Origin of the sequence: Vibrio gelatinilyticus (assembly GCF_022836845.1) — a bacterium.
GTDB classification, from domain to species: Bacteria; Pseudomonadota; Gammaproteobacteria; order Enterobacterales; family Vibrionaceae; genus Vibrio; species Vibrio gelatinilyticus.
In genome coordinates this window covers 1-25,965 of record NZ_JAJNNZ010000006.1, presented here as the reverse complement: position 1 = coordinate 25,965, position 25,965 = coordinate 1, and the positions used below count along the sequence as shown (strand labels likewise).

The following is a 25,965-nucleotide window of genomic DNA, read 5'->3' as shown; positions in this document are numbered from 1 at the left end:
GACTCTTACGTCTATTTAACTAACTCAAGCCAAAATTCAGGCTAATCACCTAATCAACCTCGTTTAAAACAAGAAGTCTTAGGCCATGTACTCAACACCGCTAAATATCCAAATGTCGCTCAAAGCTTTACGCTTCCATTCATGGTCATCATAAGAAAACCACTAAAGGCGGCATTGTTAATGGTGAGCGATGGGTCAACCTGTTGTTTCATCTGTTGGAACTGCCTACGATACTCGACATAAAAAGCGTAACTGGGTGCTGGTTTATAGACCAAATTTTCTAGTTCAAAGAACTGAATCACACCTTTAGCCGTCGTTGGCTTAATGAATACTTCATCTGAGGGTTTGACATAATTTGGGATAATGGTCATCAGCGCCCACTTTGCCAACTTAGCGGGTTTTAACAGATCGAGCATTGTATTAAAGCCATACTCCTGATCGCCATAAAGAAAGTCTTTTAAACCATACGCAAGTCCTTCTCGTTCGTCATGTGTCATTGCGTTAACATAATCACGAAACTTAGGCTTTTCAAACAAAGAAACCATCGACGAACGACTCACTGTTTTTATCATGTCTTCTGCGACCTGCTGCGGTTTTACAAACGCATCCTGACAGAACATTGCTTGTGCTTGTTCAACTCGTTGAGTCATTTTGTGCTTTTTACCAAGTTTTTCCATGTCAGGATGTAAAAATCCGCCTGGGTAGAGCAACAGAAACTCTTTTTCAGCCGCGCGTAGTCTTGATAACTTCATCACTAACTCCTTACTCTTTCTATGGCTTATGAGTGAGATCACAACAAGCCTCTATTATTTTACATAGAGTTATCATGTGTACAAATAACAAACAACAAGGAAGGGACTTATGTACGACTTACAAAAAGAGTATGACCAGTTTGGCCCTTGGCTAGTCGAGATAAAATCAGCACAAGACATTCCTCCTCAATTTGAAGATCAATCAGGTTTGCTTGATGACGCTCTTTTTGCTTTCAAAACTCCTGTTCATCAAGAGCGACGCAACCTCAAACCTGGGATGCTGCTCTATTCACAAATCGTCATCATTCAAAACGAATTTATCATTCACCTATCGATGAAAGGGGAAAAAATCCACGCCAACAAAATGTGGTTCAAAGACGTCTTACTGCTAACTCACGGCGGTGACTTATTGGATAACTACATTGGTTTGCAATCAAACCAAGGGGAGATGATCATTCGTTACAACCTGGTCTCTCAAGACATTGCAAGTCGCGCGATTCAAGTTTTACGGCATCATATTGCCACGCGAGAAAAAGCCCCATTTACGGCTGAAACTGCAAATGATGCTCTAAAAAACAGTGACTTATATAGCTACTTCTCTGGAACCGAGCATTGCATAGATCCCATCGTAATTCTCGCAGGTCAAAAAGAAATGAAGTTGACCGAGAAAAAGCGTTCTGGCTTGCTCGATCTCCAATACAGTTTCACCGAATATCACCTTCTTGATTCGATGGTGATGTGTGATGGTGTCGACTTAATCATTGCCAACAGGGGAAAAAGCATCATTGACGTTAAAGATGCCAACTATAAATTTGGTCATACTTTTATTCGTCTCAACGCCATTCAAGATGTCCGGATCGAACCTAACTTGAATTTTCCTGAGCTTAATAACGTCGTTTTCAAAATCGATTTGTGTGAATTTACCCTTGCCGTCGACAAACATTTCACTCTAACACCAATATCCACAGTGCTCGATTCAATTCAACAAGTCGAAGATGCCTAATGGCTATCGAGCTATCGAGCTATCGAGCTATCGAGCTATCGAGCTATCGAGCTATTCTAAATTCAAGCATCTAGCCCAAGGTTAGATGTTTTTTTTAATAACATAATTGCTGAAGCCATTGACTTAGTTTGATGATATCTGGGTTCTTTGCTCTACTCTTTTTGTAGGTGAAGTAAAAACTGTCGCCTGTTTCAAAACCGTGCAACGGAAGTCTGACAAGATCCTGATCGCTGTTCTTTTCATTAAGCATGTATTGGTCAACAAACGTAATGCCCTGATCATATCTAGCCGCTTCGGTCGCTAAAAGTATGTGGCTGAAATGCTGAACATCCACATGACTTGGTAATGTATAGCCTCCGGCTAAACACCAACTTTTCCAATCTTGCCCCGGTGTTCCATAAACCGAAACCGATGACAATAATGGATAGTTCCACAACGCTTCTGGCATCGTTTTGTCTTGCAACTCACGCCAGATTTTGTAACTGCATACTGGATAAAGACATTCACGATAAAGAAAGTCTACTTGGTATTTGTTACTAGGCTCTCGAACGGTGATAAAGCAGTCACCTACACTATCTGTAAGCTCTGGGTCTTGTGCCACCATGTTTAATGTCAACTCAATCTCAGGGTGGCGACGGCGAAATTCGTTTAAGTTCGGAATAAGCCAGTTGACCGCCATTGAACTATAAATGGCTAAACGGAGCACGCCTTTGTCCCCTTCGCGTACCCTTTCACTTGCCATAGATATGCTGGATATTGCAGGGCCAATTTCCTCCAGATACTGCTCACCGATTGCAGACAATGACAACTTAGGGCCTTGTCGAATAAACAATGGCTCCCCCAAATATTCTTCTAACAGTCGTACTTGGTGGCTAATTGCACTTTGAGTGACATTCAGTTCTGTTGCGGCTAACGAAAAACTATTATTACGGGCGACAGATTCAAAGCAATGAACCGCTCGCAGTGGTGGCATTTTCATTATCTAAAAATCTCATACTAAAAAAATAAATATCATTTTACGTCATCGTAATACAGCCCTATCCTGCCGTAAAGTTTTAAGGAGGCGAAAATGAAAGTCAGTTCAGTTAGTGTTGCAATGGGTTTACTGGTGATTGGTAACATCGTCGCCGTGTTCTCTGATGCATTGATTAAAACCGTGGGTAACGATGTTGCAGTATTTCAATTTGTCTTTTTTAGGCAGCTATCTGCAGTGCTCATTCTCATTCCGTTTTGCTGGAACTCAAAAACAGAAAGTCTCGTTGCTGGTTTGAAATGGCATGCTGTTCGTGCGCATATATGGCTGCTAGGTGCCATTTTCATGATCTTCGCCATCTCGTCTATGCCTTTGGCTACCGCCAATGCGATTTTTTATGCTGCGCCATTGATCATGCTACCGCTAGCAACCCTGTTGTTTAAAGAGCAACTCAGTAAACCGTCGATCATGGCAGCTATTATGGGATTTGTTGGTGTTTTGGTGATTATTCGCCCCGATCAGTTCGACTGGGCTGCCATCTCTGCACTCATTGTTGCTGTGACATTGGCAGTAAATAATCTATTGATTCGAAAGATCCCTAGATCTCAGACCGTGGCGCAAACATTGCTTCTCACGAATCTCACCGGTATTCCAGCGTCATTCGCATTGGCCTTATGGGAAGGAAAACCTTGGGACTGGAGTGCTTTTGGCACCGCCGCGGTGTCTTCTATGTTCATCATGATCTACGCGGCGACATGTGTTGTGGCTTATCGTGCGGTTGATAGTAATAAAATTGCCAGCGCCGAATACAGTGGCTTGATTGGAGCCGTTGTTGTGGGAATTGCGTTCTTTGGAGAGATGCCTGATGCCTTTATGCTAATTGGTACTCTAATGATTATTATCCCAATTATTTGGCTGACCAAAAAAGAAGCGAGTAGCGTAGAAACAAGCTAGAGGTGTCGGGGCTTTGTCTATAAGCCCCTTTTCATTTCCAACATGTAAAGTAACGTATTTACATCTTAATAGGTTAACATACTATTAAAATAACAATCGAAATAATAAATACTGCAATTTATAATATATTTCACCCAGTTAAAAAATGTAATATTTTATTTATTTCATTATAAACACATTAACCTTACCATTAGTAACACTTAGTTACTCATTTCTAGCCCTCTAAAACTAGGACTTGATTAAATATATTATTAAAATGGTGTTTGGTACGGATATGGATTACCACCATTCCGCTTACCATCTGAATGACGATCCCTATATGTAAAATACTCTCTACTCAAATTTTCAGCATAAGGGAAAGAACTACTACAAACCTTGGAGTTACATAAGTGACTGAATCTGTTTTACTTGCTATCACACTAAGCACTCTTTTCGGTGCGATCATTGGCTCTCTACTCACATGGGTAGCATTTACTGTCGGGCGTGAAGCGTAATTGTTTCTGTAACGACACATTTAATAAAATAAAGCCCACTATAAGAAGTGGGCTTTATTGTATTCGCATAGAATCTTTATTACTAAAAGGTAAAGTTTGCACCTAAATAGTGTATTCTTCCGTCAAATCTACCATCTAAGTGAAGTCTATTAATATCAACATTGCCTAAGTCTGTATATTGATAGAACAGATCTACCCCCGTATCATTCCACATTGTAGAAAGTCCAACAGAGTATCGATATTGCTCGCCAACAGGTAGGTCTACCCACTGTTTAGATGGGTCATCTTGCGGTGAAGTTTCATATGAGAAGCCCGCTTTCAGTCGCCAATCTGCATTGAGGCGATAATCAGCGCCGATGGCAAAATGCCATACGTCACTCCACTCACGATCAATACTCATATCTGGTTCGATACGACCATTGGCACTGCTAAGTGACAAGGCCGTATTGTCCAAGTGACTCCAGCGGTGAAATTGAATACTTGTTAGTAAATTTAGATCCTGTGTTGCTGAAAAGCTGGCACTAAAATCTACGATATCAGGAACAACCACGCCAGTCGTAACCTTATTGATGCCTAAATCAGGGTGTGGTATCAAGCCCTGCGCATCCAAATCGAACTTGTGGACCAATTTCGAACGATAGCTCAGTCCTAGCGCCCATTGCTTGTTCGGTTGATACATCGCCCCTAAATTATAACCATAAGCCCAATCCGAACCTGATTCTGTCGAAATCATTGCGGTGTTCTGTTCGAGTGATGCCCAATTCAATTGCGCGCCAATGCCCACAGACCACTGCTCATCAATTTGAAAAGACATCGAAGGGTTCACTTGAACCGCCATTAGTGAAATGTTGTCCAGCAAGGCTGCTCCTGCCCATTGATCGCCGTACTCGATGCTAGAACCGCCAACAACGCCAAGCCCGAGGCCGAAGTGGACCCCTTGATTGACCTCTGTTACATGAAAGACACCAAGTGTAGGCATTACTGTATGGCCATTAGCGTTTCCATTGGCGTTATTGTCTTGATAGTCCAGCTCTAGATCAAACACCATCGCATTGATCGTTGTTTTACTTTGGCCCATATGCGACATCGTCGCCGGATTAGCCCACATGGCTGCTGCTGATTCGGTGTAAACACCGTCTCCTGCGCCCGCTGTACCCGCATTGGCGACAACGGCTTCCTGTAATAGAAACCCACTTGCTTGTGCCTGGGTTATGCCAAAGGCAGTGATAACCACCAACGACAAAAGAAGTTTTTTGAAACGTATAGGGGAAGGTAAATTTGCAATGGTACTTGTTTGAATGGTGGGGATATTGTTATTTTCGGGCTTAGATAGTTTCATATGAATCACGTAAGTATCGTCCAAGTCATTAAGTCTTTTCACCTCCTTGAATCGACAATGGTTAATCCATTTTAAGCAAAATAAACAGGTAATTTGGAATAGCGAATATTCCATAAAAGACTGGCTAATTTAAACCTACCAGACAATAAGTCGACATTTCGGTAGTGGCCACACGCTTTAGTATTGACCCTATGAATTACACACAAAATCAATATGATACCAAGAACTATCACCGCTACGATTGATTGCTGACTATTAATTAAACACCTTCAAGACAAACCAATAGATTTACCTGTGTTGTTGGAGGATACCCAATAGAAGACAAGTCAAGATGGATGAATCAAGCGAGAACTCTCTATACAATTCGCGACCCTTTTTTTGTCTATCTCGTCATTTCATCATGATGGGGAGACATGGTTGTCAATAAACATTGAGATTTCATAACAATGAACGCGATATTCAACTCTGCACACCTTACTAAAACTCTCATGCTTACTGTATGGATCGTCACTGGTACAGTGATCCTTCAAAAGCTTGGCGTACACGATAAGTGGCCAGCTTTTCTAGCACTTATTTTCTTCTTTGAAGCGAAATTTGATCTGAGCAAACTTAAAAACATTTTTGGCGCTGGTGTAGTCGGTATTTTGATGGGTATGCTGATCCCAACGGTACTTGGCGCTCTGACACCTGTCGTTGGTGGTGAAAACGCATTCTACATCTACGTAGCTGGTGTTGTATTAATCACTATCGGCATGGGTCCTGTTGCTCACTGGGCATTTAGTTACATCACTTTTGCTTACGTTGTAATGTGTATCCTACATGCTAAAGAAGTGACTGCTCACGGCTTTACATGGATGACCGTTCTGGCACTTGGCGGTGCAATGTACATCGTTGGTGTGACTCTGATTGCTAAATATCTAGAGCGCAAAGCAGTTACTGCTTAATTACCGCGCAAACAATCAAAAAAGGACCTATTAACAGGTCCTTTTATTGTCTAATATATCTTCCAAAGTTGATCAATCAACAATCGTTGTACTCTCTATTACGATGCTTTCAACTGGCACATCATCAAATTCACCCACTGTGTGGGTCTTCGTTTCGGCAATTCGTGACACAACATCCATTCCCGTAACCACTTGTCCAAACACAGCATATCCCCAACCTGAATTGGTCGCTTCTGTGTAGTCTAATGAAGGATTATCCGTTAGATTGATAAAAAACTCGCTGGTTGCAGAGTGCGGCGCTTCAGTTCGCGCCATTGCAATCGAACCAAGTACATTCTTAAGACCACGATTAGCCTCATTGACAATAGGAGCATGGGTCGACTTTTCATTCATAGCGCTGTCGTAGCCCCCAGCTTGCACGATAAAGTTATCAATCACTCTATGAAAAATGGTTCCTCGGTAAAAATCTTCTTGGCAATACTTTAGAAAATTTCGCGAACTCACTGGCGCTTTTTCTTTGTTTAGTTCAATGTAAATTTCACCTACATTGGTCTTCATTACTATCATTCAACAGCACTCACTTTTAGTTTTCACGAAGTATAAGTTATCTATTATAAAACAATAGCCGTTTTCGTCACCGCTAGTTTGAACTCGTTATTTCTTCTTACTTTCAATTACACAAACCTTACCGAACATACATTCAATCCGTGAACAAAATCACAATAATGAAACTTTATTAACCTTGCTTCATATAGTGTATAAAACATCGCCCCACCACGCTTTTACTTCTATCCCCCTTTATTACATAAGATTAATGCCTAATCACACCTTCGTTTTAAACAAAATGGCAACAAGATCACACTTAAATGGAAAATATATTTAACAAATAACTAATGACAACCACAAAAAGTTTTTACAAAATAGCTTTATTCAAACGCACGTTTGAATGCTCCATAACTAAGTATTACCCCCAAACGCGAAGACAATAAGAAAGTAAAGGATATCAACATGCAAAACCAAGAATCTTTCCAAGCATTTACATCACAAGTTCAATCTGTACTAAACCCGTTTGCTAGCTTGAGCCAACTTGTTGCTAAAAATGTCGAAACACTGTCAAAAATGCAGCTTGAAACTTTGACTGCTTACACTGAGTTGAGCAACGAAAATCTGCAAAGCCTGGTTAACGTTAAACAGCCACAGGACATCATGGCACATGGCAGCAAGCAACTTGAAATCATCAGCAAAGTAAGCCAGCAGCTTGTAGAAGACGGTCAGAAGCTGGCTCAAATTGGCAATGACTTTAAAGCAGCTGCAGACGAGATCTCTGCATCTACGATCAAGCCTGCTAAAGGCTAATTAATGATTGGCGGCGCTGTTAGCCGCCATTTCTTTAATCCGTTGTGTAAAACAGGAATATGTTGATGGATAGCAGACACCCATTTCAAGATTTACTTAGCAACTATTTCCAAGTGGGTCAGACTTGGATGGACAATTTTCAAACCCCGACTCAATCGACAATATGCAAGTCACAATTCGATGATTGGTCTAAAATGGCACAATCATTCACAAACAACCCTAGTGATTTGCTGAGCCAACAAATGAACTGGTGGAACCAGCAAGTCCAATTATTTAATGATTGTATTCTAAGTTCAGCTCAAAGCGACATCAACGAGCGAGATCCACGCTTTAGAGATGAAAGTTGGAGCAATAATGCCCTTTATCGCTATATTAAAGAAAGCTATAAACTAGCAAGCGACAACATTCTATCCACGATTAGCAATCATTCAGAAATGGATGAGCAAGCCAAAGAGCGACTTGAATTCTTTGCGCGACAGTTCATTAACGCAATGTCACCAAGCAACTTCGTGACCACGAATCCTGAGGTCATGAAGCTGACGTTAGAATCTAATGGTCAAAACCTGATTAAGGGATTCGAACAGCTACAAAAAGACATGAATAGTAGCGTGGATATGCTCAATATCAGAATGACTGATACTGACGCATTTAAGCTAGGTGAAAATATAGCGGTAACGCCAGGCAAAGTGGTATTTAAAAATCACCTATTCGAACTTATTCAATATCAGCCGACCACCGAACAAGTCTATAAACGTCCACTGATGATTGTGCCACCATTCGTCAATAAATATTACATCATGGACCTTAGCCAAAAACGCTCATTTGTGAAATGGCTGGTTGATCAAGGTCACACAGTATTCATGGTATCTTGGGTAAATCCTGATGCTAGTTATAGTGACACCGATTTTGGAACCTACGTCACTGAGGGTCTTATCCCAGCACTTGATGCTATCGAAGCTGAAACTGGCGAAAGAGAAGTCAATGGCTTAGGTTATTGTATCGGCGGAACGCTATTGACAACCACAATGGCTTATCTGGCGGGTAAACGTCGCAAACAACGCATTAAATCGGCCACACTACTGACCACAATTCTAGACTTTAGCCAGCCTGGCGAGCTTGGCGTATTTATTAATGATCCAATGATCAGTGCCATCGAAACGCAAAATAACGCTAAAGGTTATATCGATGGACGTCAGATGGCCGTTTCATTCAGTTTACTACGCGAAAACAGCCTATATTGGAACTATTACGTTACCAACTATTTAAAAGGCGAAAGCCCTATCGCATTCGATTTACTTCATTGGAATTGTGACAATACCAATGTACCCGCTCAGTGCCATAATCAAATGCTTAGACAATTCTACCTTGAAAACAGACTAAGCCAGCCAGGTGAGTTTGTTGTAGATGGCGTTACCATCGACCTGAGCAAGGTTAAATCACCAGTCTACTTTCTATCAGCAATAGAAGATCATATTGCGCTTTGGAAGGGTACTTACAAAGGTAACCAGTTGATCAGTGGTAAATCGACATTTGTTTTAGCCGAAAGCGGACACATAGCTGGGCCTATGAATCATGCCAATTCAACTAAATATGGCTACTGGACCAATGAAAACACTTCGACTGAAGCGGATGAATGGCTGGAAAATGCTGACAAGCACACCGGGTCTTGGTGGCCTCATCTTCAAACTTGGTTAGACGAGCGTAATTTCTCTGAAAAACTAGAAGCTAAAGCACTAGAAGGCGAACTTGACGCCCCTGGCACCTATGTAAAACAGCGAATTGAAGAAGTACTATCAGAAGAGAAGGAGTCAAAAGATGTCGCTTAGCCTTGGACAAAAAGCCAGCCTTTCCAAATGTCTGGACAAAGCCGCCGTAGAACAATTTGCCTCTCTTGCCGAAGACTATAACCCAGTTCATCTCGATGAGAACTTTGCCGCTGCGACCCCTTTTGAAGTCCCTATAGTGCATGGCATGTTGGGCGCGAGTTTAGTCTCCGGTCTGTTAGCTTCGAAGGTTCCTGGGCCTGGTGCTATCTATCTTGGACAAACTCTTAAGTTCACTTGTCCAATACGCGTTGGAGAAACCGTTACGGCATCTGTAGAGGTGATCAACATACGCGAAGATAAACCAATTGCGACTTTAAAAACTGAAGTTGTAACCGAGCAAGGAGTTACCGCTATTATTGGTGAAGCAACAGTAATGCTTCCTTAATTTCCCTGCCTAATTTAGCGATTAGGTTTTTCTACCATTTCGGGCGATATTGAGCCGTCGCCCTTTTTTTATCCTTCAACACCTCATCATTCTACCTCAATTAAAAACATCATCTTCTAAACACTTTCGTCACAACTATTAATAAACCTCTCACCAATATAACAAACTGTGATATTTATCACTGCGCCTTCCTAGGGTTACCCGTAACATCAATAGTTACCGGTAACATTGAAACTCTACCTACACACACCATCAACATGGACGACTAAAAAATGAGAAAACAAACTATAAATCTCATCACTCTTTCTATCGCTGGGCTCCTTTCTGCTTCTGCGTTTGCCGCTGACTACAAATTGAAAATTCAATCATCTGATCCTTCTGGTGATCTTAACTTTAAAGTTCAGCAACAGTGGGCTGAGCGTGTTGAATCGATGTCCAACGGACGCATCGACATTGACTTACTTCCAGTAGGCTCTGTGGTCAAACACACTGAAACTCTTGGCGCCATCAAGATGGGAATCATTGATGGTCACATTACTGCAACGGGATACTTCTCTGGTAAGGATCCTGCTTTCGGTCTAATCGGTAATATGGTTGGTGCTTGGTCAGATACCACTCAACTACTTCAATACATGAACTACGGTGGCGGTAATGAGTTAATGACTGAACTTTACGCTCCATACGGCGTTAAATTTGTTGGTGCTTCAACGACAGGTGTCGAATCATTCGTTTCAAAAGTACCTCTAAACGGTGTTGATGACCTCAAAGGGCTGAAACTCCGCGCACCTGAAGGTCTCGTTCAGCAAGTTTTTGCCGCGGCAGGTGCCACGCCAGTCAATTTGCCGGGCTCTGAAGTATTTACGGGGTTGAGTAAAGGCGTCATTGACGCGGCTGACTACACCGTGTTTTCGACTAACCAATCAGCAGGTATGAACGATATTGCGACTCACCCAGTTCAGCCAGGCTTCCACTCGCTACCTTTGATTGATGTTTCTGTTAGCCAGAAGAAGTGGGACAAGATGCCAGAGGATCTGCAAACCATTCTTACCATGTCTGTTCGTGACTTGTCTTACGACATTACGACTAAGCTAAAAATGGCAGACAACGAAGCAGTAGCAAAAGCTAATCAGAACCCGAATATCACGATTCATAATTGGTCCGATGTAGAGCGTAAGAAGTTCCGTGAAATCGCAAAAACACAGTGGAAGGTCTTTGCAGAACGCTCACCAAATGCTGAGAAAGTTTACAACTCTGTAACCACATTCCTAGAAGAAAACAGCTTACTTTAATCTTTGTAGTACATGCGGAGGGCTCGGCCTCCGCATTGATTAGGACATCCGTATGGGCAACAAATCTCCGATTCAAACTCCTAAAGACGATGAACCAAAAACTTTTCTAGACAAATTAGTTGTTAAAGTCAGCCATTTTCTGAGTCTGTTCTTCCTTTTCACCGTCATAATTTCATTTTATGAAGTCGTTATGCGATACGTATTTAATGCACCTACAACATGGGTTCATGAAACCGCCTCATTTGTTGGTGGATCGCTTTTTATTGTTGGTGGTATCTATGCCTTTGCAACAAACAAGCACGTTCGCGTGGTGCTAATTTACGATTCGGTTTCACCGCAAACCCGTAAATACCTCAATATTGTTCATCATATTTTTGGTCTCGCGTTCTCAGGTATGCTCGCTTATGCCGCGTATCAGTTATCTCATGAGGCCTGGTTTACGCCATGGGGAGATCTTCGCTTAGAAACCTCTGGCTCAGTGCTTAATGCCCCATACCCCGCGCTATTAAAAGGGCTTATCTTCCTTTGTTTGTGCATTCTTGTAGCACAGTTTATTTTGCACCTCATCCACGAAATTACTCACCTAAGGAAAAGAAAGTAATGTTTGATTTATCTTCTCTAGGGATAGCGTGGGGCAGCCTACTCATGCTTGCGATGATGGTGGGGTTACTACTCACTGGTATGCAACTGGCTTTTGTCACCGGCTTTGTCGCTATCTTTTTTACTTATACCTGGTTCGGTGTTGATGCTCTGCCTCTTATCGCAAGTCGTACATACAGCTTTGCATCAGGTTATGTTTTTCTCGCCGTTCCAATGTTCGTGCTTATGGCAGCACTTTTAGACAGGTCCGGAATAGCCCGAGACCTATTTGATGCAATGAAGGTTGTTGGTCGTAAAGTCCGTGGTGGTGTCGCTGTTCAAACCTTGCTTGTTGCTGTGCTTCTTGCGTCAATGTCAGGAGTCATTGGTGGAGAGACTGTACTGCTGGGTATTTTGGCTCTACCACAAATGCTACGACTGGGTTATAACCGAAAACTGGCCATCGGCACGACCTGTGCCGGCGGAGCATTGGGGACTATGCTTCCTCCTAGTATCGTCTTGATCATTTACGGTATGACTGCCAGCGTGTCTATTGGTGATCTTTTCAAAGCCTCATTTTTACCGGCCTTCTTGCTAGCCGCTTGCTACATTGGCTATGTACTCATTGTGTGTAAACTGAATCCAGATTACGCTCCGATACCAAGCGATGAGGAACTCGAACAAAACGATGTAAGTTATTTTAAGGCGCTCTTTTTCCCTCTTCTTTCCGTTGCGGTCGTATTGGGCAGTATCTATACAGGTGTCGCCTCCGTAACAGAAGCTTCAGCACTTGGTGTTGTTGGAATCATGATTAGTGCTTTAATTCGCGGCGAACTCAATTGGCTAATGCTTAAAGAAAGTGCCATTGCCACCATGCGTACTTGTGGAATGATCATGTGGATTGGTATTGGCGCAAGTGCGCTGGTGGGCATCTACAACCTAATGGGTGGTATTGATTTCGTAGAAGAAACCATCTTATCACTCAGCGGTGGTAACGCCTTAACAACCCTCATCATCATGATGGTCATCCTACTGGTTTTGGGAATGTTTCTTGATTGGGTTGGTGTTGCATTGCTCACTATGCCTATATTTGTACCCATCGTCATTAATCTTGGATACGACCCAATTTGGTTTGGTGTGGTTTTTTGTCTTAACATGCAAGTGTCATTTTTGTCGCCTCCATTCGGTCCAGCAGCCTTCTATCTTAAGTCCGTTGCACCCAAAGACATTAGCCTTGGAGAGATTTTTTCATCACTACTGCCATTCATCGCTTTACAAGTATTCGTGTTGAGCCTTGTAATAGCGTTCCCGCAACTTGCCATGTGGTGGAAATGATGATGACAAATGTTACAGACAATTCTTCTGCTCTAAACACTAAAGAGAACAAAACCGTGAAGATGGTCGTTATGGGTGTTTCGGGATGTGGAAAAACGTCCGTTGGTCTAGCGCTTGCAGATAGGCTTACTATACCCTTTTATGATGGTGATGAATTTCACCCTGTCGAAAACGTTGAAAAAATGCGCCGTGGACAGCCGTTAAATGACGAAGACCGCCAAGGCTGGCTTGAAACGCTGAGTCAACTGATCAACGACAATCAAGATGCGGTGGTCGCCTGTTCTGCATTAAAACCTAGCTACAGAGAGATACTCGCACAAAATAACCCAAACCTTGTATTTGTCTACCTCAAGGGGGATTTTGATCTGATCTGGAGCCGCCTGCAGAAACGTGAAAATCACTATTTTCATGGGCAGGATATGCTAAAGAGCCAGTTTTCGACTTTATTTGAACCCGATTTACAAGAGGCTGTGCATATCGATATATCTCAATCCATTAATGATATTGTCGACGAAATAGTCCACTCACTAGGGTAAAAGTTTCTCCTATATTAACCAATGACGGCTGCAACGCCGTCATTTTTTATGTGACTAACTAACCGTGCTTTCTTTTCTCTCTCAGTGATTTATCATAGCCCTCAACCATCAGCGACATTGACTGTTATTATTAACCCATAATGTGCCTATCTCGCTGTATACAATCAATATTACTAAGAACCTTTTATATGAAGTCATTACCCTGGAACGCCTGGATCCTAGCTTGCGTTCAACCGTTTGTGCTGTCTGTTGGCGCACTCAATGTTTTCCTCGGCGGTATCGTAGGTGCCGAACTTCATAGCAACCCCACGTTTTCGACACTGCCTGTGACCACGCTGATTATTGGTGTCTCGCTTAACATTTTCCCCGCTGCTAAGATTCAATCTCACGTCGGCCGAAAAAATGCGTTCGTAACCGCTGCCATTATCAGTAGTCTTGCTGCCTTTGCTGCTGCTTGGGCGATTAGCCAAAATCATTTCTGGGGTTTTGCTGGAGCCACATTTATTCTCGGCACACAATTATCATACGTTGGGCAATTTCGCTTTGCTGCCATAGAAAGCTGCAACAGCGCAACGCAACACGCTAGTGTTGTCAGCCTAGTTCTGGTGGGCGGAATAGCAGCGGCATGGGTGGGTCCTGAATTACTTGTTTGGGGACGAGCTCTAAAGCTATTTTCATCCGATTACGCTAATGCCTATGCCGCGTTAGCAATAATGGAGCTGATCGGTGCGGCCATCCTTTTGGTTGCACTTAAACCCATACACACCCCAACAACATCCGAGCAAGCTGGCGAAGCCAGGTCAAACAAGGCTCTGTTTTCCCAACCATTACTTTGGTTAGCTATAGGATCAGGTCTAACCGCTTATGCCGTAATGGCTTTTCTTATGACGGCCACTCCGCTTTCAATGTCAGATCATGGTCACGATATTCATAGCGCCAAATGGGTCATTCAAAGCCATGTCATGGCGATGTATTTACCTTCACTGGTCACCCCTTTGATCATCAAGCGCATCGGCATTTACAGACTAACGTATTTAGGTTGCATGATCATGCTTGCTTGTATTGTCATAGCGCTAGTTGGGCATTCAGTTCATCACTACTGGTGGGCACTTGTGCTTCTAGGGATAGGTTGGAATTTCCTGTTTATTGGCGGAACAACATTGCTACCACGGACGTATCAGCCTAGTGAGCGATTCAAAGTTCAAGCCGTTAATGATTTCTCTATCACGGCCTTTCAAGCGTCTGGTTCTTTGACTGCTGGTATTGTGTTATTTACGCAAGGATGGACATGGATGTTGTTGGCGTCTATTTGGCCACTGTTCGTTCTCTTTCTGCTTAACCTTGTTGTCAAAAAACGATAATACACTCAAAAATAGGTACCTTGTGGCGCTGGTTCCAATGTACAACGCAGCGCCTTACCGAGTTCAGCGCTTGAACTTCAATCTAATAATGTAATTTAACAACACAATAAACTTGATATAGCTCACAAAACAGCTAAAATACGGCCTCGAAAAGAAAATAAATTACACACAGGTAGTATAAATGAACTCTGCACTCGTTTCATATTTAGACCAAGATACCGAAAACAGCACTCAGAAAGTGGGCAAACCAGTATCCATACTTGTGGAAGTTGCGGCTATCGCTTTAATGTTTATCGCAACGTCTGCCGTCATTCTTCTATTAAGTCTCACCTGGGTTGCATAATAAGTTAAGAACCATGACTAGAGCGATATAACAATATCGTTTTAGTCGCCCTCTTTTTGTTTCCGTTTTCTTAGCTCACTCTTTCTACTGATTTTTTATCGCCAGCTATCTTCTCCTGCCCTGCGAACTTTTGTGACAATACCAGCTAAGACTGATCAAATAACATCGTTATCAGTTGGTGCTACAAAATTGAATTTCTCTAATTCATAGTCAGATTTTCTTTAAAACATCACACTTCCGATTCATTCATTTATACGGGTTTGAAAACCGCGATTTCTTGGTGCTCATAAGCAAATACGCAACGAAATCGACGCACACCCATTGAATGATTGTTAACCAGATCGGCCTCATCTAGCTTCGTCTCATCGATAGTGGCCACTTAAAAACCGCATTCTAATCAGAAGATAATACTATGCAAATCGAAGTTATTTTATCCGTCGCATCGCTGACCATTCTCGGTTTGGTACCAATGGTAAATCCACCTATGGCAGCATCTTTACTACTGGGATTAAGTAAAGGACAAAGTAAAAGCTATATTAATCAGCAAGCAAAGCTCGTGAGCTTTTTTTTGTTCATAGCTCTTACGGTGACGTTTTTTATCGGGGCGTCTATTCTCGACCTATTTAGTATTTCTATGCCAAGTCTTAGACTTGGTGGGGGACTCATTATCGGGGCTATTGGATTTAAAATGCTATTTCCTGCCCCAGTCACCGACATTCCAGTAGGAAAACAAGAATCAATCGCGTTTGTTCCCCTGACCATTCCTAGCATGTGCGGGCCAGGTACGATGGCGTTAATTATTAGCGGTGCGGTCGAAATTGCCTCTCTTTCTGACGATATTGACCGAGCCAGTGTATACACAGGAACGGTAATCGGCTTTGCTGGCGTTTCACTTATCGCCTTGTTTGTATTAAGCATGGCTTACCCAATGTTAAGACTTCTAGGCAAAAGTGGTATCGATGCATTTACCCGTATCATGGGGTTCATTCTTGTTTGTATGGGGGTGCAATTCGGGATTCACGGTATCATTGAAATCGTTCAGGAAATACAAGCCATGTAGCATTAAAGGCGCTAGAACAGGATGTTGAAACCATATGAGTCTTGGAAAGTAACCGGCGGTTACTTAAAGTATGCTTTTGGCATCCATCACATCAGTTGTCTTTAATAGAACCACTTGCCATTATCCACATAATCAGCCACTGCCATCTGCACAATGTACAGGATTCTTTCGTATCCCCCGAGTACCGGTGAGCCGTTAGTTGAGTTACACACCTTTGATAATGTCGGTCGCAACTTCCGTTAATCAGTTGATTACAGCCCTTTTTGAGCAATTTTCGTAATAGCAGATTTTCCAGTTTGATTTCATCTATCGCGGACAGCGCAAGAACAAACTGCCAGCACAGAGGTAATCTTTGCTCCTTTTGGGCCTTTTTATATCTGCGCCATGAGTAATAGCATGTAACAATAGCGAGGCATAAAGCAGCTAATCCACCACAAAACCAAAGCCAGTACGCTCGAAGATAGCTGTTAAACGTGTGCTCGATGATAACGGTTCGTTCACTCAAGTAGTGTCGCATCATCGTCAGCGTTTCTGGATTCCATTGATAAAGCTCCAGCCTTGGGATCACAAACTGCCCTGGTCGTTCGAATACATAAGTGATCCGTTGTTTCCATGTTGCCGCGTACTCTCCACGATTGGCGTGATCTCGTTTCTCGGTCGTCTCAACATACCTTTGATATCCTTGCTCACTAACTGGCTCAGTCGAGAGTTCGGGTATCAACATGATGGTGTTATCCTGCACATCCAGACTCACCGAACGCTGAAGCGCATCTCCTACTTTCATTTCATCCGAATTCGATGACACCTGTGACCAGTGTTGTGTCAAATTGACAGAGGGGCTGACCAACCATAAGTTATCCGGATTCATCTGTGCCGACGGCTTATTCACCTTAATTTTGACGGGGCGCGTGACGAGGTAGCCCTCTATGTTAGCGTTGTCACCTTTCACCTGCATTTGAACCGTAATACTGGGAACAATAATCTCACCAGTCGCCAGCGGATACACAATCACTTCCCACTGCTGTACGGCATAGGTTTTTCCATGCCGGCGCTGAGTCGCGTTCAGCGCAAAGGTACTCCGGTTCGCTATCAATGCGTCATCTACATCGAAATAATGTACTTTGGTGCCTTTGGTAAACCAGGTATCGGTGGCAACTTCAATGGTGAGTGTTACCTGCTGATGGAGTGATACGTTCTTGTCCTGAGAAACAAAAGCGTTTACTGAAACCCGCCCTTGTTGCTGTAATAACCTCATATCATTTGCGAACGATGACACCGATGTGGTGACCAATAGAATAAGGAAAAACATGAGACTCACATTGGTCATCTAATTTGCCTCCTGACCCCGTATAACGGGCTTCTGTGTGGCCAATCCCAATTCCAGTTGTCGCTGAAACTTGAGTGCCAAAAATACACTTAGGTCACTGCCGACACGCTTCATCCACTTTTTATGAGCCTCAGCGCTTGCCAGCAATTCTTCCGCAGAGAGTTTCTCTTCTTTAAGTAGGGATGGATCCAGTTCTTGTGTCACACCATCCGCCGTTTCAGGTTGCTCACCCAACTCTTGGCTGCTCTCCATTTCACCACTGCTCTGCTGTCCCTCTGAAAACTCGTTGATATGCTTGATGATCGCTTCCATCAACTCAAGATTATGTGATGCGGTCTTATTACCGGGAACGTTATCTAGGATCTCTCTATATAACCGACGCGCAGCCATATATTCACGCTGATGAGCCAAGGCCGCCGCAGCCCCTAACTGAGCTTCAACGGTGTCCACCCTCAGGTAGTATTGCTGTGCGCTTTGATAGTCTCCGGCAAAGTAATAGGCTGTCGCTTTCCAATAGGGCTCTTGAAACACTTTTGCAGCCTTATCGTATTGCTGTTGATTGAACAGCCGCTGACCCTGCTGGTCTTTAGTTAACCAAATATCTGCCCAACTCATTGATTTGGCGTAGGTGTTCGGGCTGTAACCTGCCCCACCTACTAGCACGATGACTATGATCCACTGCACTATCCAGCCACGACGGAACCAGAGCAAGTACAGCAACATCAATGGCGCCAGCAAAACGTATCCGGAGTCATACCAAGGTTCATTCTCTGCGCCGGTAAATTTGGCATGCTGCGCAATTGACGAAGCAAGCACATCAACATCACTGTGATCGACGGTAAATGGTATCCATTTCCCCGACACCTCTCGTGCTAGTGACGACAGTCTTTGCTCTTCTAGAGGAAACTTGGCTTTCGACTGGGTTTGTCCAACTCCCCAGATCAGCAATTGATGTTCATAGGTAGAGAAATACCGTTGAAACGCTGCCATTGCGGCATCACTCAAACCATCGGTTACCAATAACACAGAGCCTGAAGAGCTTGCTGTTGCCAACGCGGACTCTATCGGTGAAAGTGCATATTCCGCAAACTTACCCTCCCTTGGCATCATCTCGGGTTTTATTGCATTGAGAAGGGGTTCCAACACGGCAAGATCCATGGTGGGTGGCATGGCCAGATGGGCACTGCCAGCAAAGACGACCAGTGACACTTTTCCTCGGTTTCGCAACTCAAGCAGTTGCAAAACCTTTTGTTTGGCAATAAACAGACGACTTGGAGCAACATCGGTTTGTCGCATGGAGCTTGATACATCCAGCACCACTACCAGCGGTGCCGCCTCTTCGGCAAATGGAGAGGCCTGTCGATACCAGCTTGGCCCGGCAGCAATGACTGTTGCTATCACAGCAACCACAATCAGTCCCTTCAAAGGCAGATTGTTACGCCATGTCGCTTCATTAACCAACAACGCTTGTCTGAGGTGCTCGGGCAGTCGTTTCTTCCACACTGTTGCCTGCTCCTCTCTTCGCCAACGCCAGTAAATCAAAGCGGACAAAGGCAACAGCAGCAGTAACCAATACGGTCTTAAGAAATGAAACTGCTCGATGAATAACTCACTGTTTATCATCCATCACTCCTAACGCTGTCCGTTTTAAGATGACGCCAGTTCGCATTGCTTAAAAAACGATAAAGCATAAATAACAAGTGGTTGAGCAGTGCCAATAGCACCGGTAAATAATGTAGGCTGGTTTTCGGCTGATAGGTAAAGCTCTTGTACAGCTTGGGCTCTAACTCAGAGATAGTCCGGTAGATCTTGGTAAGATCATCAGGCGACATCGCCAAGAACGCCTTGCCCCCGGTGAGCACCGCCATCTGTTCCATGGTTTCAAAATCGATTGCCTGATCCCCCGATGTATTTGGGCTGCCCATCGCCACCATATACAGTCGAATCCCATACGCTTTCGCGACCTTTGCCGCATCAATAGGAGGCACAAGGCTGTTGGTATCATTACCGTCGGTCAGAACAATCAGCACCTTGTCTGCAGAAGTCTGATGCGTGTTGTCTTGGTAAGTCTTGATCGCCAACCCTACAGCATCACCCAAATGGGTACTCTCTCCGGCCATACCCACGCCAGCTTGATTCAATAAGATCAGCCAGGCTTGGTGGTCCGCGGTAAAAGGAGACTGGAGATAAGCCGCATCACCAAACAAAATCAGCCCGAGTCGGTCACCGTCGCGTTGCTCGCTAAAGCGAGTCAGTACCGATTTCGCCGCCGCCAGTCTTGATTGAGACTTTCCTGAACGGTCAATAAAGTCTGTTTCCGACATCGAGCCCGACAGATCCACCACCAGCATCAGGTCACGTCCACTCAATTGATGGGTTTGTGGTGCAGCTAACCACATCGGTTTGGAGGCCGCGAACACCAACATTAACCAAGTCCCCAACAATGATACCCTCTGCCATCGACCAGGCTTAAGGCTAATAGAACCTTGAGTCGCGCTAATGTTTAAAGCTGAGACCAAACGACTAAAAAAAGGGACGGAAAGAGCCTCTCGTTTTGTTTGATAGTCAGGAACCCAGCGGTAAATTAGAAAAGGCAAAGGAAGCAACAATAACAACCATGGATTTTCCAGTTCGAACATCTCACCTCCTAGCAATGGTTTTTGATCCAATCACACACTAAGGACTCAAGCTTCGACAGCTCTGCTGGTGTCCAATTTCCATTACCATTAGGGGTATAAAGGGCCAACTGCCACTTGTGACCAATCGCATTCGAGAAGCCCGGTTCGGAGATCTTAGTGCTTAAAAATGTCAGCCACGGTTCTCCATGCAAAGAAGCCACCGTAGAATAGGGATAGCGATGACAGGCCACTTGTTTCAATACGCTATTCAGGGCGTTCAAATAAGTGCCAGCATGGTTCTTGGATAACGCAGCGATCGCTCTAAGCGCCATTCTCCTGTACCGATTTGTGTGATAACCGTGTACTAATCTGATGAGCCATATCGAACTCGTGGTCAGCAATAAGACAAAAACCAGTTTCCAGCCAATCGTCTCAGGAAAAAACGCAATGGCTTCAGGCATGACAGGGTCGATAAGATCGTTAAGCAGGATATTATTTTTTGACATAATGCCCTCCATGTAGCTGTTCTTTGAGCTGGGGTAAGTGATCACCAGAAGTATCAAGTTCAACGTAAGGTATGCCCATCGACTGCAGGCGCGCTTTAATCTCCCCTCGATGTTTCTGCCAGTGTGAATTGTAGTTGGCAATCTTAGCCGCAAAACCCGAATCCACGGCTACTTGGTATTCTCCATCACTAAAACAGAGCGTTTCATCAACCAGCAGCGACTGTTCCATTGGGTCCTGAACAGCAATGCACATCAGGTCATTGTGCCTTTTTAACTGAGCCACCCGCCTGATACTCTGAGAATCGAACTTAGAGAAGTCACTAATCATTACGATAAGCGCACCTTTGGGGTGTTGAAGTGACATACGGCGCAGTGCGTGATTTAAGTGGTGACTATACGAGGCCATTTTTCTAGTGCCAGCCATCTTTGCTAAACTTAGACTTTGCGCTTCCAGTGTACGAAACACATTGAGCAGTTGACCTTGAGTCCGTTTTGGTGGAAACCATGTCGTTGAATTATCGCCAAAAACCAGAGCGCCAACACGATCGCCCTGCCCTAATACCTGCCAGCTGCATGCCGCCAGGACGTGGGCGGCAACCACCGATTTCATTGTGTCCATAGTCGAGAAAAACATATGACGACTCTGATCAATGCAGAACAGCACAGAGCGATCTTTCTCTTCCTGAAATATCCGGATGTGAGGTTGGTCAGTTTTCATCGTCACCAACCAGTCCATATTACGAACATCATCACCGGGCTGATATTGGCGAAACTCCTCAAAATCCAGTCCCCTGCCTCGAAACCCGGACAAGCGCCCACCAGCAAGACGGCTTGCGATGTGATTAGAGGGAGGCAAAGTTAGCGAGCCCAAACATCGCTTAGTTGACATCAAATCGCTGACGCTGACAGCGATTCTGGGATCAATAGGATTTGTCATCAGATATTAACCCAGCGGCACCTGAAGCAGCAGCTCATCCACCACGTCGTCTGCCCTGATGCCATCGGAAATTGTGTCAAAGCTTAAGATCAGGCGGTGGCCCAAGATGAAAGGCGCAACCGCTCTGACGTCATCCGGAGAAACAAAGTCTCGACCTGAAATAAACGCGTGTGCCCGACTGCAACGGTCTAGTGCGATCGATGCTCTGGGACTGACCCCAACATCTATCCAGTTGACCAGTTCACTGTGTTTGTACAGTTCTGGGCACCGTGTTGCGATAACAATATCCACTAGATACCGATCGATAACATCAGATACGTACACATTTTTAACCGCCTCCCTTGCTTCAAGCAAAGTATCAATGGAATAACGCTCGTGCCACTGAGGGAACTTTGGGTCACGGTCTTGTGGCAGCGTTTCCTCTTCACCAGCTTTATCTTCTTCTCGGACAAGACGAATAATATCCATTTCCGCCTCAGCTCTCGGGTAGTCAACGGATACCTTCATAATGAATCGATCCATCTGTGCTTCTGGCAACGGATACGTCCCCTCTTGTTCAATGGGGTTTTGAGTAGCTAACACCATGAATGGCTGAGGCAATAACTTCGACTCACCCGCAACGGTTACTGTACCTTCCGCCATTGCCTCTAGCAAAGCCGCCTGTACTTTCGCAGGGGAACGGTTGATCTCATCAGCCAGTACGATTGAGCTAAAAATCGGGCCAGGCTGAAACGAAAGTTTTTGCTCCTCGTGCTGATAGATTTGTGTTCCTGTAATGTCTGAAGGCAGCAAGTCCGGGGTAAACTGAACCCGGCTGAATGCCAGATCCAGGGCATCCGCCAATGTCTTCACCGCACGAGTCTTAGCCGTACCCGGTAGTCCTTCCAGTAGAATATGACCGCCGGTCAAAAGGGCGATAATCATCGATTTGGTTACATGCTGTTGACCGACAATGTTGCTGTTGATCTGATCGATGAGTTCAACAAAAGGCAAGTGCGAAACGTTATTTATAGTCATTGTTTTAATTGATGTTCCGGATGTTGGAATATTTTCTCGTCAGCGAAGTGATTGCTGATTCTGGATAATACTTGCTCAATTGAGACAAACAGTTTGTTGCCGCCTCTGCTACCACTAGCTTCGCCTCACAAAGGGAATACAGGTATTGAGGTGTCCCTTGCTGAACGTACGCTGTTTCAAACAGCGTTATTGCTTGTTTTGGTTCTGCTTCAAGGAGCATCAGTCCCAGCAAATACGCATAATGTGCGTTCCGAGGTTCAATTTTGTAGGCTTGGCGCATATGATCAATTGACTGACGACTCTGCTGAGCTCGCCAGTAGGTCAATGCTAAGCTGTGATGCAGTAAGGCACTGTCTGAATGAGCGGCTACCCCCTGCTCAAGAACATCCAATACCAAGGGCTGCCGGTTGGTATCCCTATAGAGTTCAGCCAAGGCGACCGCTACTCTTGGCTGCTCAAAAGATTGCCACTCTGACAGCAACAGTTGCTCTGACTCTTGATATTGCTGGCGCATTCGATACAGCCAGGCTTTTTCGAGTCGTCCATCTGATGTATCTTCAGAGGCGGCTATCTGCCTGTCAATGGCCGGGTCGAGCGCCCTGCGATAACTATCAGGAAGCTTTGACCAGAGAGGGGCTAACGCTCTGACCGCTCGGCTCTGGACTCTGTGTTCGGTATCATCAAGTAGTGGTGAAACCACATCCCACTTTGCTCTGCCTTGCCAACGCTGCGCGGCATCGATACTGGCGATCCTAAGCTCCGTGTGTTGCGATCGCGATGCTCTGCCAACAGCAATCAGTGCATTGGTTCCAGAATAATTGCCCAGCATTATCGTTGCGGCAACTCGCTGATTCAAAGGCAAAGAGTGATCCTGAGACATTTCAGAAAGCTGAGCTTCTCGCGTTCCTGCAGGACTTTCTATTGAATCGGAAGCAGCATGAGCCATGCCACTCAATAACATCAATAACATCATCCCGCTATGACGCAGCCAATTGGTCAACGTCATGATGACACGTCCTCATCACGTATCTGCTGATTAATCGCTTCCGCTTTTATCATCAGAGCATGAAGGAACATAACCTGCTCAGTGTTTGGCATGTCATGAAGACTCAGCCATTCGTTGACCGCCTGCAAGGTGTCCATATGGCGGGTGCCTGCGTCAGGGCCTTGTGGCAGATAGGCCAGATCGCGCAACGAGTCGACCAAGTCGGGGGATGCCATTTCGGGCATCACAAGAGTTCTCATCTGCTGACTATAGACCTGCTCCAGAACATCATGATTCCCCTTAGCAATTTGGTACTGGGTACGCTTTTCTTGATAAGGCTCACCGCATTCCGCATGTTTAGGTTGCTGTTGACAGAAGTTAAACTGCGTAGCGAAAGACGTATAACGGACACTCATATTCTCAAAGGCAACATCGATCATCTTTTCGACCTGCTTTGGAGGAAACCGTGCCTCTACATCCTGAGCCTGCACTTGAGAACCCAACACTGCCAACAAACTTGAGATCATCACTCTACGAACTTGGTTCATGTTTCTGGCTCCTATTTAAAACGGATTGTCATCGCATCCGCATTGATGCCTTTGTGAACCGGGTATCCCATGGTGGCAACGATCATCGAAATATAAGGGTCGATGTGAGTGAAGAACTGTTTCCAGCCACCGCACAGATAGTTAAGGCCACTTTCACCGCCTAGTGTCTTGATGAACCGGTTCTTAGGACACTCGCCAAAACAGGCAAATTGGTATTTACACTCACGGCACTGCTTGGGAAGAGTGCCTTCTTTGGCGTTTCCAAACTCTTGTTGCCCTTTGGAAAACTGGAGATCTTGCAACGCTGTATCGTTAATGTTGCCAAGCTTATACTCGGGGTAAACATAGTGATCACAAGCAAAGACATCGCCATTATGTTCAATTGCCAACCCTTTACCGCACATTGGAGCCAAAACACAAAGTGGGTTAACTCGTCCCATCCACGACTCAACACAAGCTTCAAAGTACGGCACGTTAACCTGACCGATGTCGTTCTCCAGCCATTCATCAAAAATGGTGCAAAGAAAGCCCCCCCATTGGCTCGCCGACACACACCAGGGCTCAACGATCGAATTCGGGTGGCTTGGTTCGGTTTCTGGCATACCCTGAAACAGCACTTCTGATTCAGGCCAGTGCTGAGGTGCGGTATCTCTGAATGATTTTGGTTCAACAATCGGGATAAATTGCATTTGAGGCGAACGTACCACATCACGCAAAAAGCGGTACACTTCCAGCGGATTAGCACCTGAAATATTATTAACGCAAGTCAGTGTGGCAAAGCTCACCTGATATTTGTGCAAGATCTCCACGCCCCTCATCGTCTGTTTAAACGTGCCTCTACCCGAACGGTTAGTGCGATAGGTGTTGTGGATCATTTCCGGACCATCCAGGCTCAGTCCGACCATGAATTTGTTTTTTCTGAGAAATTTGCCCCACTCATCATTGAGCAATGTGCCATTAGTCTGCAGATTGTTTTCTATTTTCACCCCTTTCGGGCGATATTTTTTTTGCAAACGAACAACGTCACGAAAGAAATTGACGCCAAGCAGCGTCGGTTCTCCGCCCTGCCAGTGAAACACAATCTCCGGGTAGTTTTGCTGTTCTATGTATGACTTGATGTAGTGTTCAAGCATATCTGGAGACATTTGACTGCTGCAGCCTTTCTCATGTCCCAACAGCTCTTCCTTACTAAGGTAATAGCAATACGAGCAATCAATATTGCATGCAGAACCAATCGGCTTGGTCATGATATTCATACGTTTAGCTGGCTCATTAAGGGGAAGAGTCTGGCCGAAGTGCTGTGTTTTTTGGGACATTTTGAAGCCTCGCGTTGGGGTCACGAACCGTGTGACTGGCGCTTCCTTGTGTTCATTGAATCGCTATTATCTCGCTACTTTTTTGTACCGTAATCGGTATTTTTACTGCTTTTTCGGGAACGATTGCCAAGTGTCATTAGCATCACGCTTTTTTCTGGCATTAAAAAAGCCCGCCTATGAAA

The 25,965-nt window shown here is 44.5% G+C and carries 26 protein-coding genes; 13 read left to right on the top strand and 13 right to left on the bottom strand.

The genetic code is table 11. The features are described 5' to 3' along the window. Nucleotides 1–119 precede the first annotated feature (119 nt). Complete coding sequence (locus LNL84_RS09345; RefSeq protein WP_244356969.1) at nt 120–752, bottom strand: hypothetical protein; 633 nt, start codon at nt 750–752, stop codon at nt 120–122. A gap of 109 nt (nt 753–861) precedes the next feature. On the opposite strand from LNL84_RS09345, the gene LNL84_RS09340 reads away from it, so the two are divergent. Continuing rightward, nucleotides 862–1,755 (top strand): hypothetical protein, encoded by an 894-nt coding sequence (locus tag LNL84_RS09340; RefSeq protein WP_244356968.1) that lies wholly within the window; start codon nt 862–864, stop codon nt 1,753–1,755. Between the two features lie 94 nt (nt 1,756–1,849). Here LNL84_RS09340 and LNL84_RS09335 read toward each other — a convergent pair whose 3' ends face one another. Next, nucleotides 1,850–2,734, bottom strand: a complete 885-nt coding sequence (locus tag LNL84_RS09335) for a LysR substrate-binding domain-containing protein (protein ID WP_244356967.1) — start codon at nt 2,732–2,734, stop codon at nt 1,850–1,852. Between the two features lie 90 nt (nt 2,735–2,824). On the opposite strand from LNL84_RS09335, the gene LNL84_RS09330 reads away from it, so the two are divergent. Further along, a complete protein-coding gene (locus LNL84_RS09330) occupies nt 2,825–3,682 on the top strand; it encodes a DMT family transporter (protein ID WP_244356966.1) in 858 nt (285 codons plus the stop codon). A gap of 576 nt (nt 3,683–4,258) precedes the next feature. On the opposite strand, the gene LNL84_RS09325 is transcribed toward LNL84_RS09330, so the two are convergent. Next, nucleotides 4,259–5,515 carry an OmpP1/FadL family transporter gene (locus LNL84_RS09325; RefSeq protein WP_244356965.1) on the bottom strand — a complete coding sequence of 419 codons (1,257 nt, stop codon included), beginning with the start codon at nt 5,513–5,515 and terminating at the stop codon, nt 4,259–4,261. A gap of 446 nt (nt 5,516–5,961) precedes the next feature. On the opposite strand from LNL84_RS09325, the gene LNL84_RS09320 reads away from it, so the two are divergent. Beyond that, the gene (locus tag LNL84_RS09320; RefSeq protein ID WP_244356964.1) at nt 5,962–6,459 is read left to right on the top strand and encodes a hypothetical protein; all 498 of its coding nucleotides are present in this window, start codon (nt 5,962–5,964) and stop codon (nt 6,457–6,459) included. Nucleotides 6,460–6,531: 72 nt separating this feature from the next. Here LNL84_RS09320 and LNL84_RS09315 read toward each other — a convergent pair whose 3' ends face one another. Continuing rightward, nucleotides 6,532–7,026, bottom strand: a complete 495-nt coding sequence (locus tag LNL84_RS09315; RefSeq protein WP_244356963.1) for a peptidylprolyl isomerase — start codon at nt 7,024–7,026, stop codon at nt 6,532–6,534. Between the two features lie 441 nt (nt 7,027–7,467). Here LNL84_RS09315 and LNL84_RS09310 point away from each other — a divergent pair, with 441 nt between their 5' ends. The 10 genes from LNL84_RS09310 to LNL84_RS09265 all read left to right on the top strand — a co-directional run bounded on the left by LNL84_RS09310 (nt 7,468) and on the right by LNL84_RS09265 (nt 16,529). Next, the gene (locus LNL84_RS09310) at nt 7,468–7,815 is read left to right on the top strand and encodes a phasin family protein (RefSeq protein ID WP_244356962.1); all 348 of its coding nucleotides are present in this window, start codon (nt 7,468–7,470) and stop codon (nt 7,813–7,815) included. 65 nt (nt 7,816–7,880) lie between these two features. Then, the gene (gene phaC, locus LNL84_RS09305) at nt 7,881–9,641 is read left to right on the top strand and encodes a class I poly(R)-hydroxyalkanoic acid synthase (protein ID WP_244356961.1); all 1,761 of its coding nucleotides are present in this window, start codon (nt 7,881–7,883) and stop codon (nt 9,639–9,641) included. Further along, nucleotides 9,631–10,026 carry a MaoC family dehydratase gene (locus tag LNL84_RS09300; protein ID WP_244356960.1) on the top strand — a complete coding sequence of 132 codons (396 nt, stop codon included), beginning with the start codon at nt 9,631–9,633 and terminating at the stop codon, nt 10,024–10,026. Before phaC ends, LNL84_RS09300 begins: the two co-directional genes overlap by 11 nt. Nucleotides 10,027–10,298: 272 nt before the next feature. Beyond that, nucleotides 10,299–11,315 carry a TRAP transporter substrate-binding protein gene (locus tag LNL84_RS09295; RefSeq protein WP_244356959.1) on the top strand — a complete coding sequence of 339 codons (1,017 nt, stop codon included), beginning with the start codon at nt 10,299–10,301 and terminating at the stop codon, nt 11,313–11,315. A gap of 52 nt (nt 11,316–11,367) precedes the next feature. Next, on the top strand, nt 11,368–11,916 hold the full coding sequence (locus LNL84_RS09290) for a TRAP transporter small permease subunit (RefSeq protein ID WP_244356958.1): 549 nt from the start codon (nt 11,368–11,370) through the stop codon (nt 11,914–11,916). Then, nucleotides 11,916–13,229, top strand: a complete 1,314-nt coding sequence (locus LNL84_RS09285; protein ID WP_244356957.1) for a TRAP transporter large permease — start codon at nt 11,916–11,918, stop codon at nt 13,227–13,229. Before LNL84_RS09290 ends, LNL84_RS09285 begins: the two co-directional genes overlap by 1 nt. Nucleotides 13,230–13,231: 2 nt before the next feature. After that, nucleotides 13,232–13,765, top strand: coding sequence for a gluconokinase (locus LNL84_RS09280; protein WP_244356956.1), 534 nt, complete (start codon nt 13,232–13,234; stop codon nt 13,763–13,765). Nucleotides 13,766–13,953: 188 nt separating this feature from the next. Continuing rightward, nucleotides 13,954–15,126, top strand: a complete 1,173-nt coding sequence (locus LNL84_RS09275; protein WP_244356955.1) for an MFS transporter — start codon at nt 13,954–13,956, stop codon at nt 15,124–15,126. Between the two features lie 181 nt (nt 15,127–15,307). Further along, nucleotides 15,308–15,469, top strand: coding sequence for a hypothetical protein (locus LNL84_RS09270; RefSeq protein ID WP_244356954.1), 162 nt, complete (start codon nt 15,308–15,310; stop codon nt 15,467–15,469). Between the two features lie 412 nt (nt 15,470–15,881). Beyond that, complete coding sequence (locus LNL84_RS09265; protein WP_244356953.1) at nt 15,882–16,529, top strand: MarC family NAAT transporter; 648 nt, start codon at nt 15,882–15,884, stop codon at nt 16,527–16,529. Between the two features lie 91 nt (nt 16,530–16,620). On the opposite strand, the gene LNL84_RS09260 is transcribed toward LNL84_RS09265, so the two are convergent. Genes LNL84_RS09260 through LNL84_RS09220 form a run of 9 tightly spaced genes read right to left on the bottom strand, consistent with a single transcriptional unit; the run spans nt 16,621 to nt 25,783 of the window. Beyond that, entirely contained in the window at nt 16,621–17,856 is a 1,236-nt protein-coding gene (locus LNL84_RS09260; protein ID WP_244356952.1) for a BatD family protein, read from the bottom strand. Beyond that, a complete protein-coding gene (locus LNL84_RS09255; protein ID WP_244356951.1) occupies nt 17,857–19,479 on the bottom strand; it encodes a vWA domain-containing protein in 1,623 nt (540 codons plus the stop codon). Then, nucleotides 19,476–20,495: a VWA domain-containing protein gene (locus tag LNL84_RS09250; RefSeq protein ID WP_244356950.1), complete on the bottom strand. Its 1,020-nt coding sequence runs from the start codon at nt 20,493–20,495 to the stop codon at nt 19,476–19,478. Before LNL84_RS09250 ends, LNL84_RS09255 begins: the two co-directional genes overlap by 4 nt. Nucleotides 20,496–20,503: 8 nt before the next feature. Then, nucleotides 20,504–20,980 carry a DUF4381 domain-containing protein gene (locus LNL84_RS09245; RefSeq protein ID WP_244356949.1) on the bottom strand — a complete coding sequence of 159 codons (477 nt, stop codon included), beginning with the start codon at nt 20,978–20,980 and terminating at the stop codon, nt 20,504–20,506. Beyond that, on the bottom strand, nt 20,967–21,917 hold the full coding sequence (locus tag LNL84_RS09240; protein WP_244356948.1) for a DUF58 domain-containing protein: 951 nt from the start codon (nt 21,915–21,917) through the stop codon (nt 20,967–20,969). Before LNL84_RS09240 ends, LNL84_RS09245 begins: the two co-directional genes overlap by 14 nt. A 6-nt stretch (nt 21,918–21,923) precedes the next feature. After that, complete coding sequence (locus LNL84_RS09235; protein WP_244356947.1) at nt 21,924–22,934, bottom strand: AAA family ATPase; 1,011 nt, start codon at nt 22,932–22,934, stop codon at nt 21,924–21,926. Nucleotides 22,935–22,938: 4 nt separating this feature from the next. Next, nucleotides 22,939–23,940, bottom strand: a complete 1,002-nt coding sequence (locus LNL84_RS09230; RefSeq protein ID WP_244356946.1) for a tetratricopeptide repeat protein — start codon at nt 23,938–23,940, stop codon at nt 22,939–22,941. Further along, nucleotides 23,937–24,467, bottom strand: a complete 531-nt coding sequence (locus LNL84_RS09225) for a hypothetical protein (RefSeq protein ID WP_244356945.1) — start codon at nt 24,465–24,467, stop codon at nt 23,937–23,939. Before LNL84_RS09225 ends, LNL84_RS09230 begins: the two co-directional genes overlap by 4 nt. An 11-nt stretch (nt 24,468–24,478) precedes the next feature. Then, nucleotides 24,479–25,783: an anaerobic sulfatase maturase gene (locus tag LNL84_RS09220; protein WP_244356944.1), complete on the bottom strand. Its 1,305-nt coding sequence runs from the start codon at nt 25,781–25,783 to the stop codon at nt 24,479–24,481. Between the last annotated feature and the right edge of the window lie 182 nt (nt 25,784–25,965).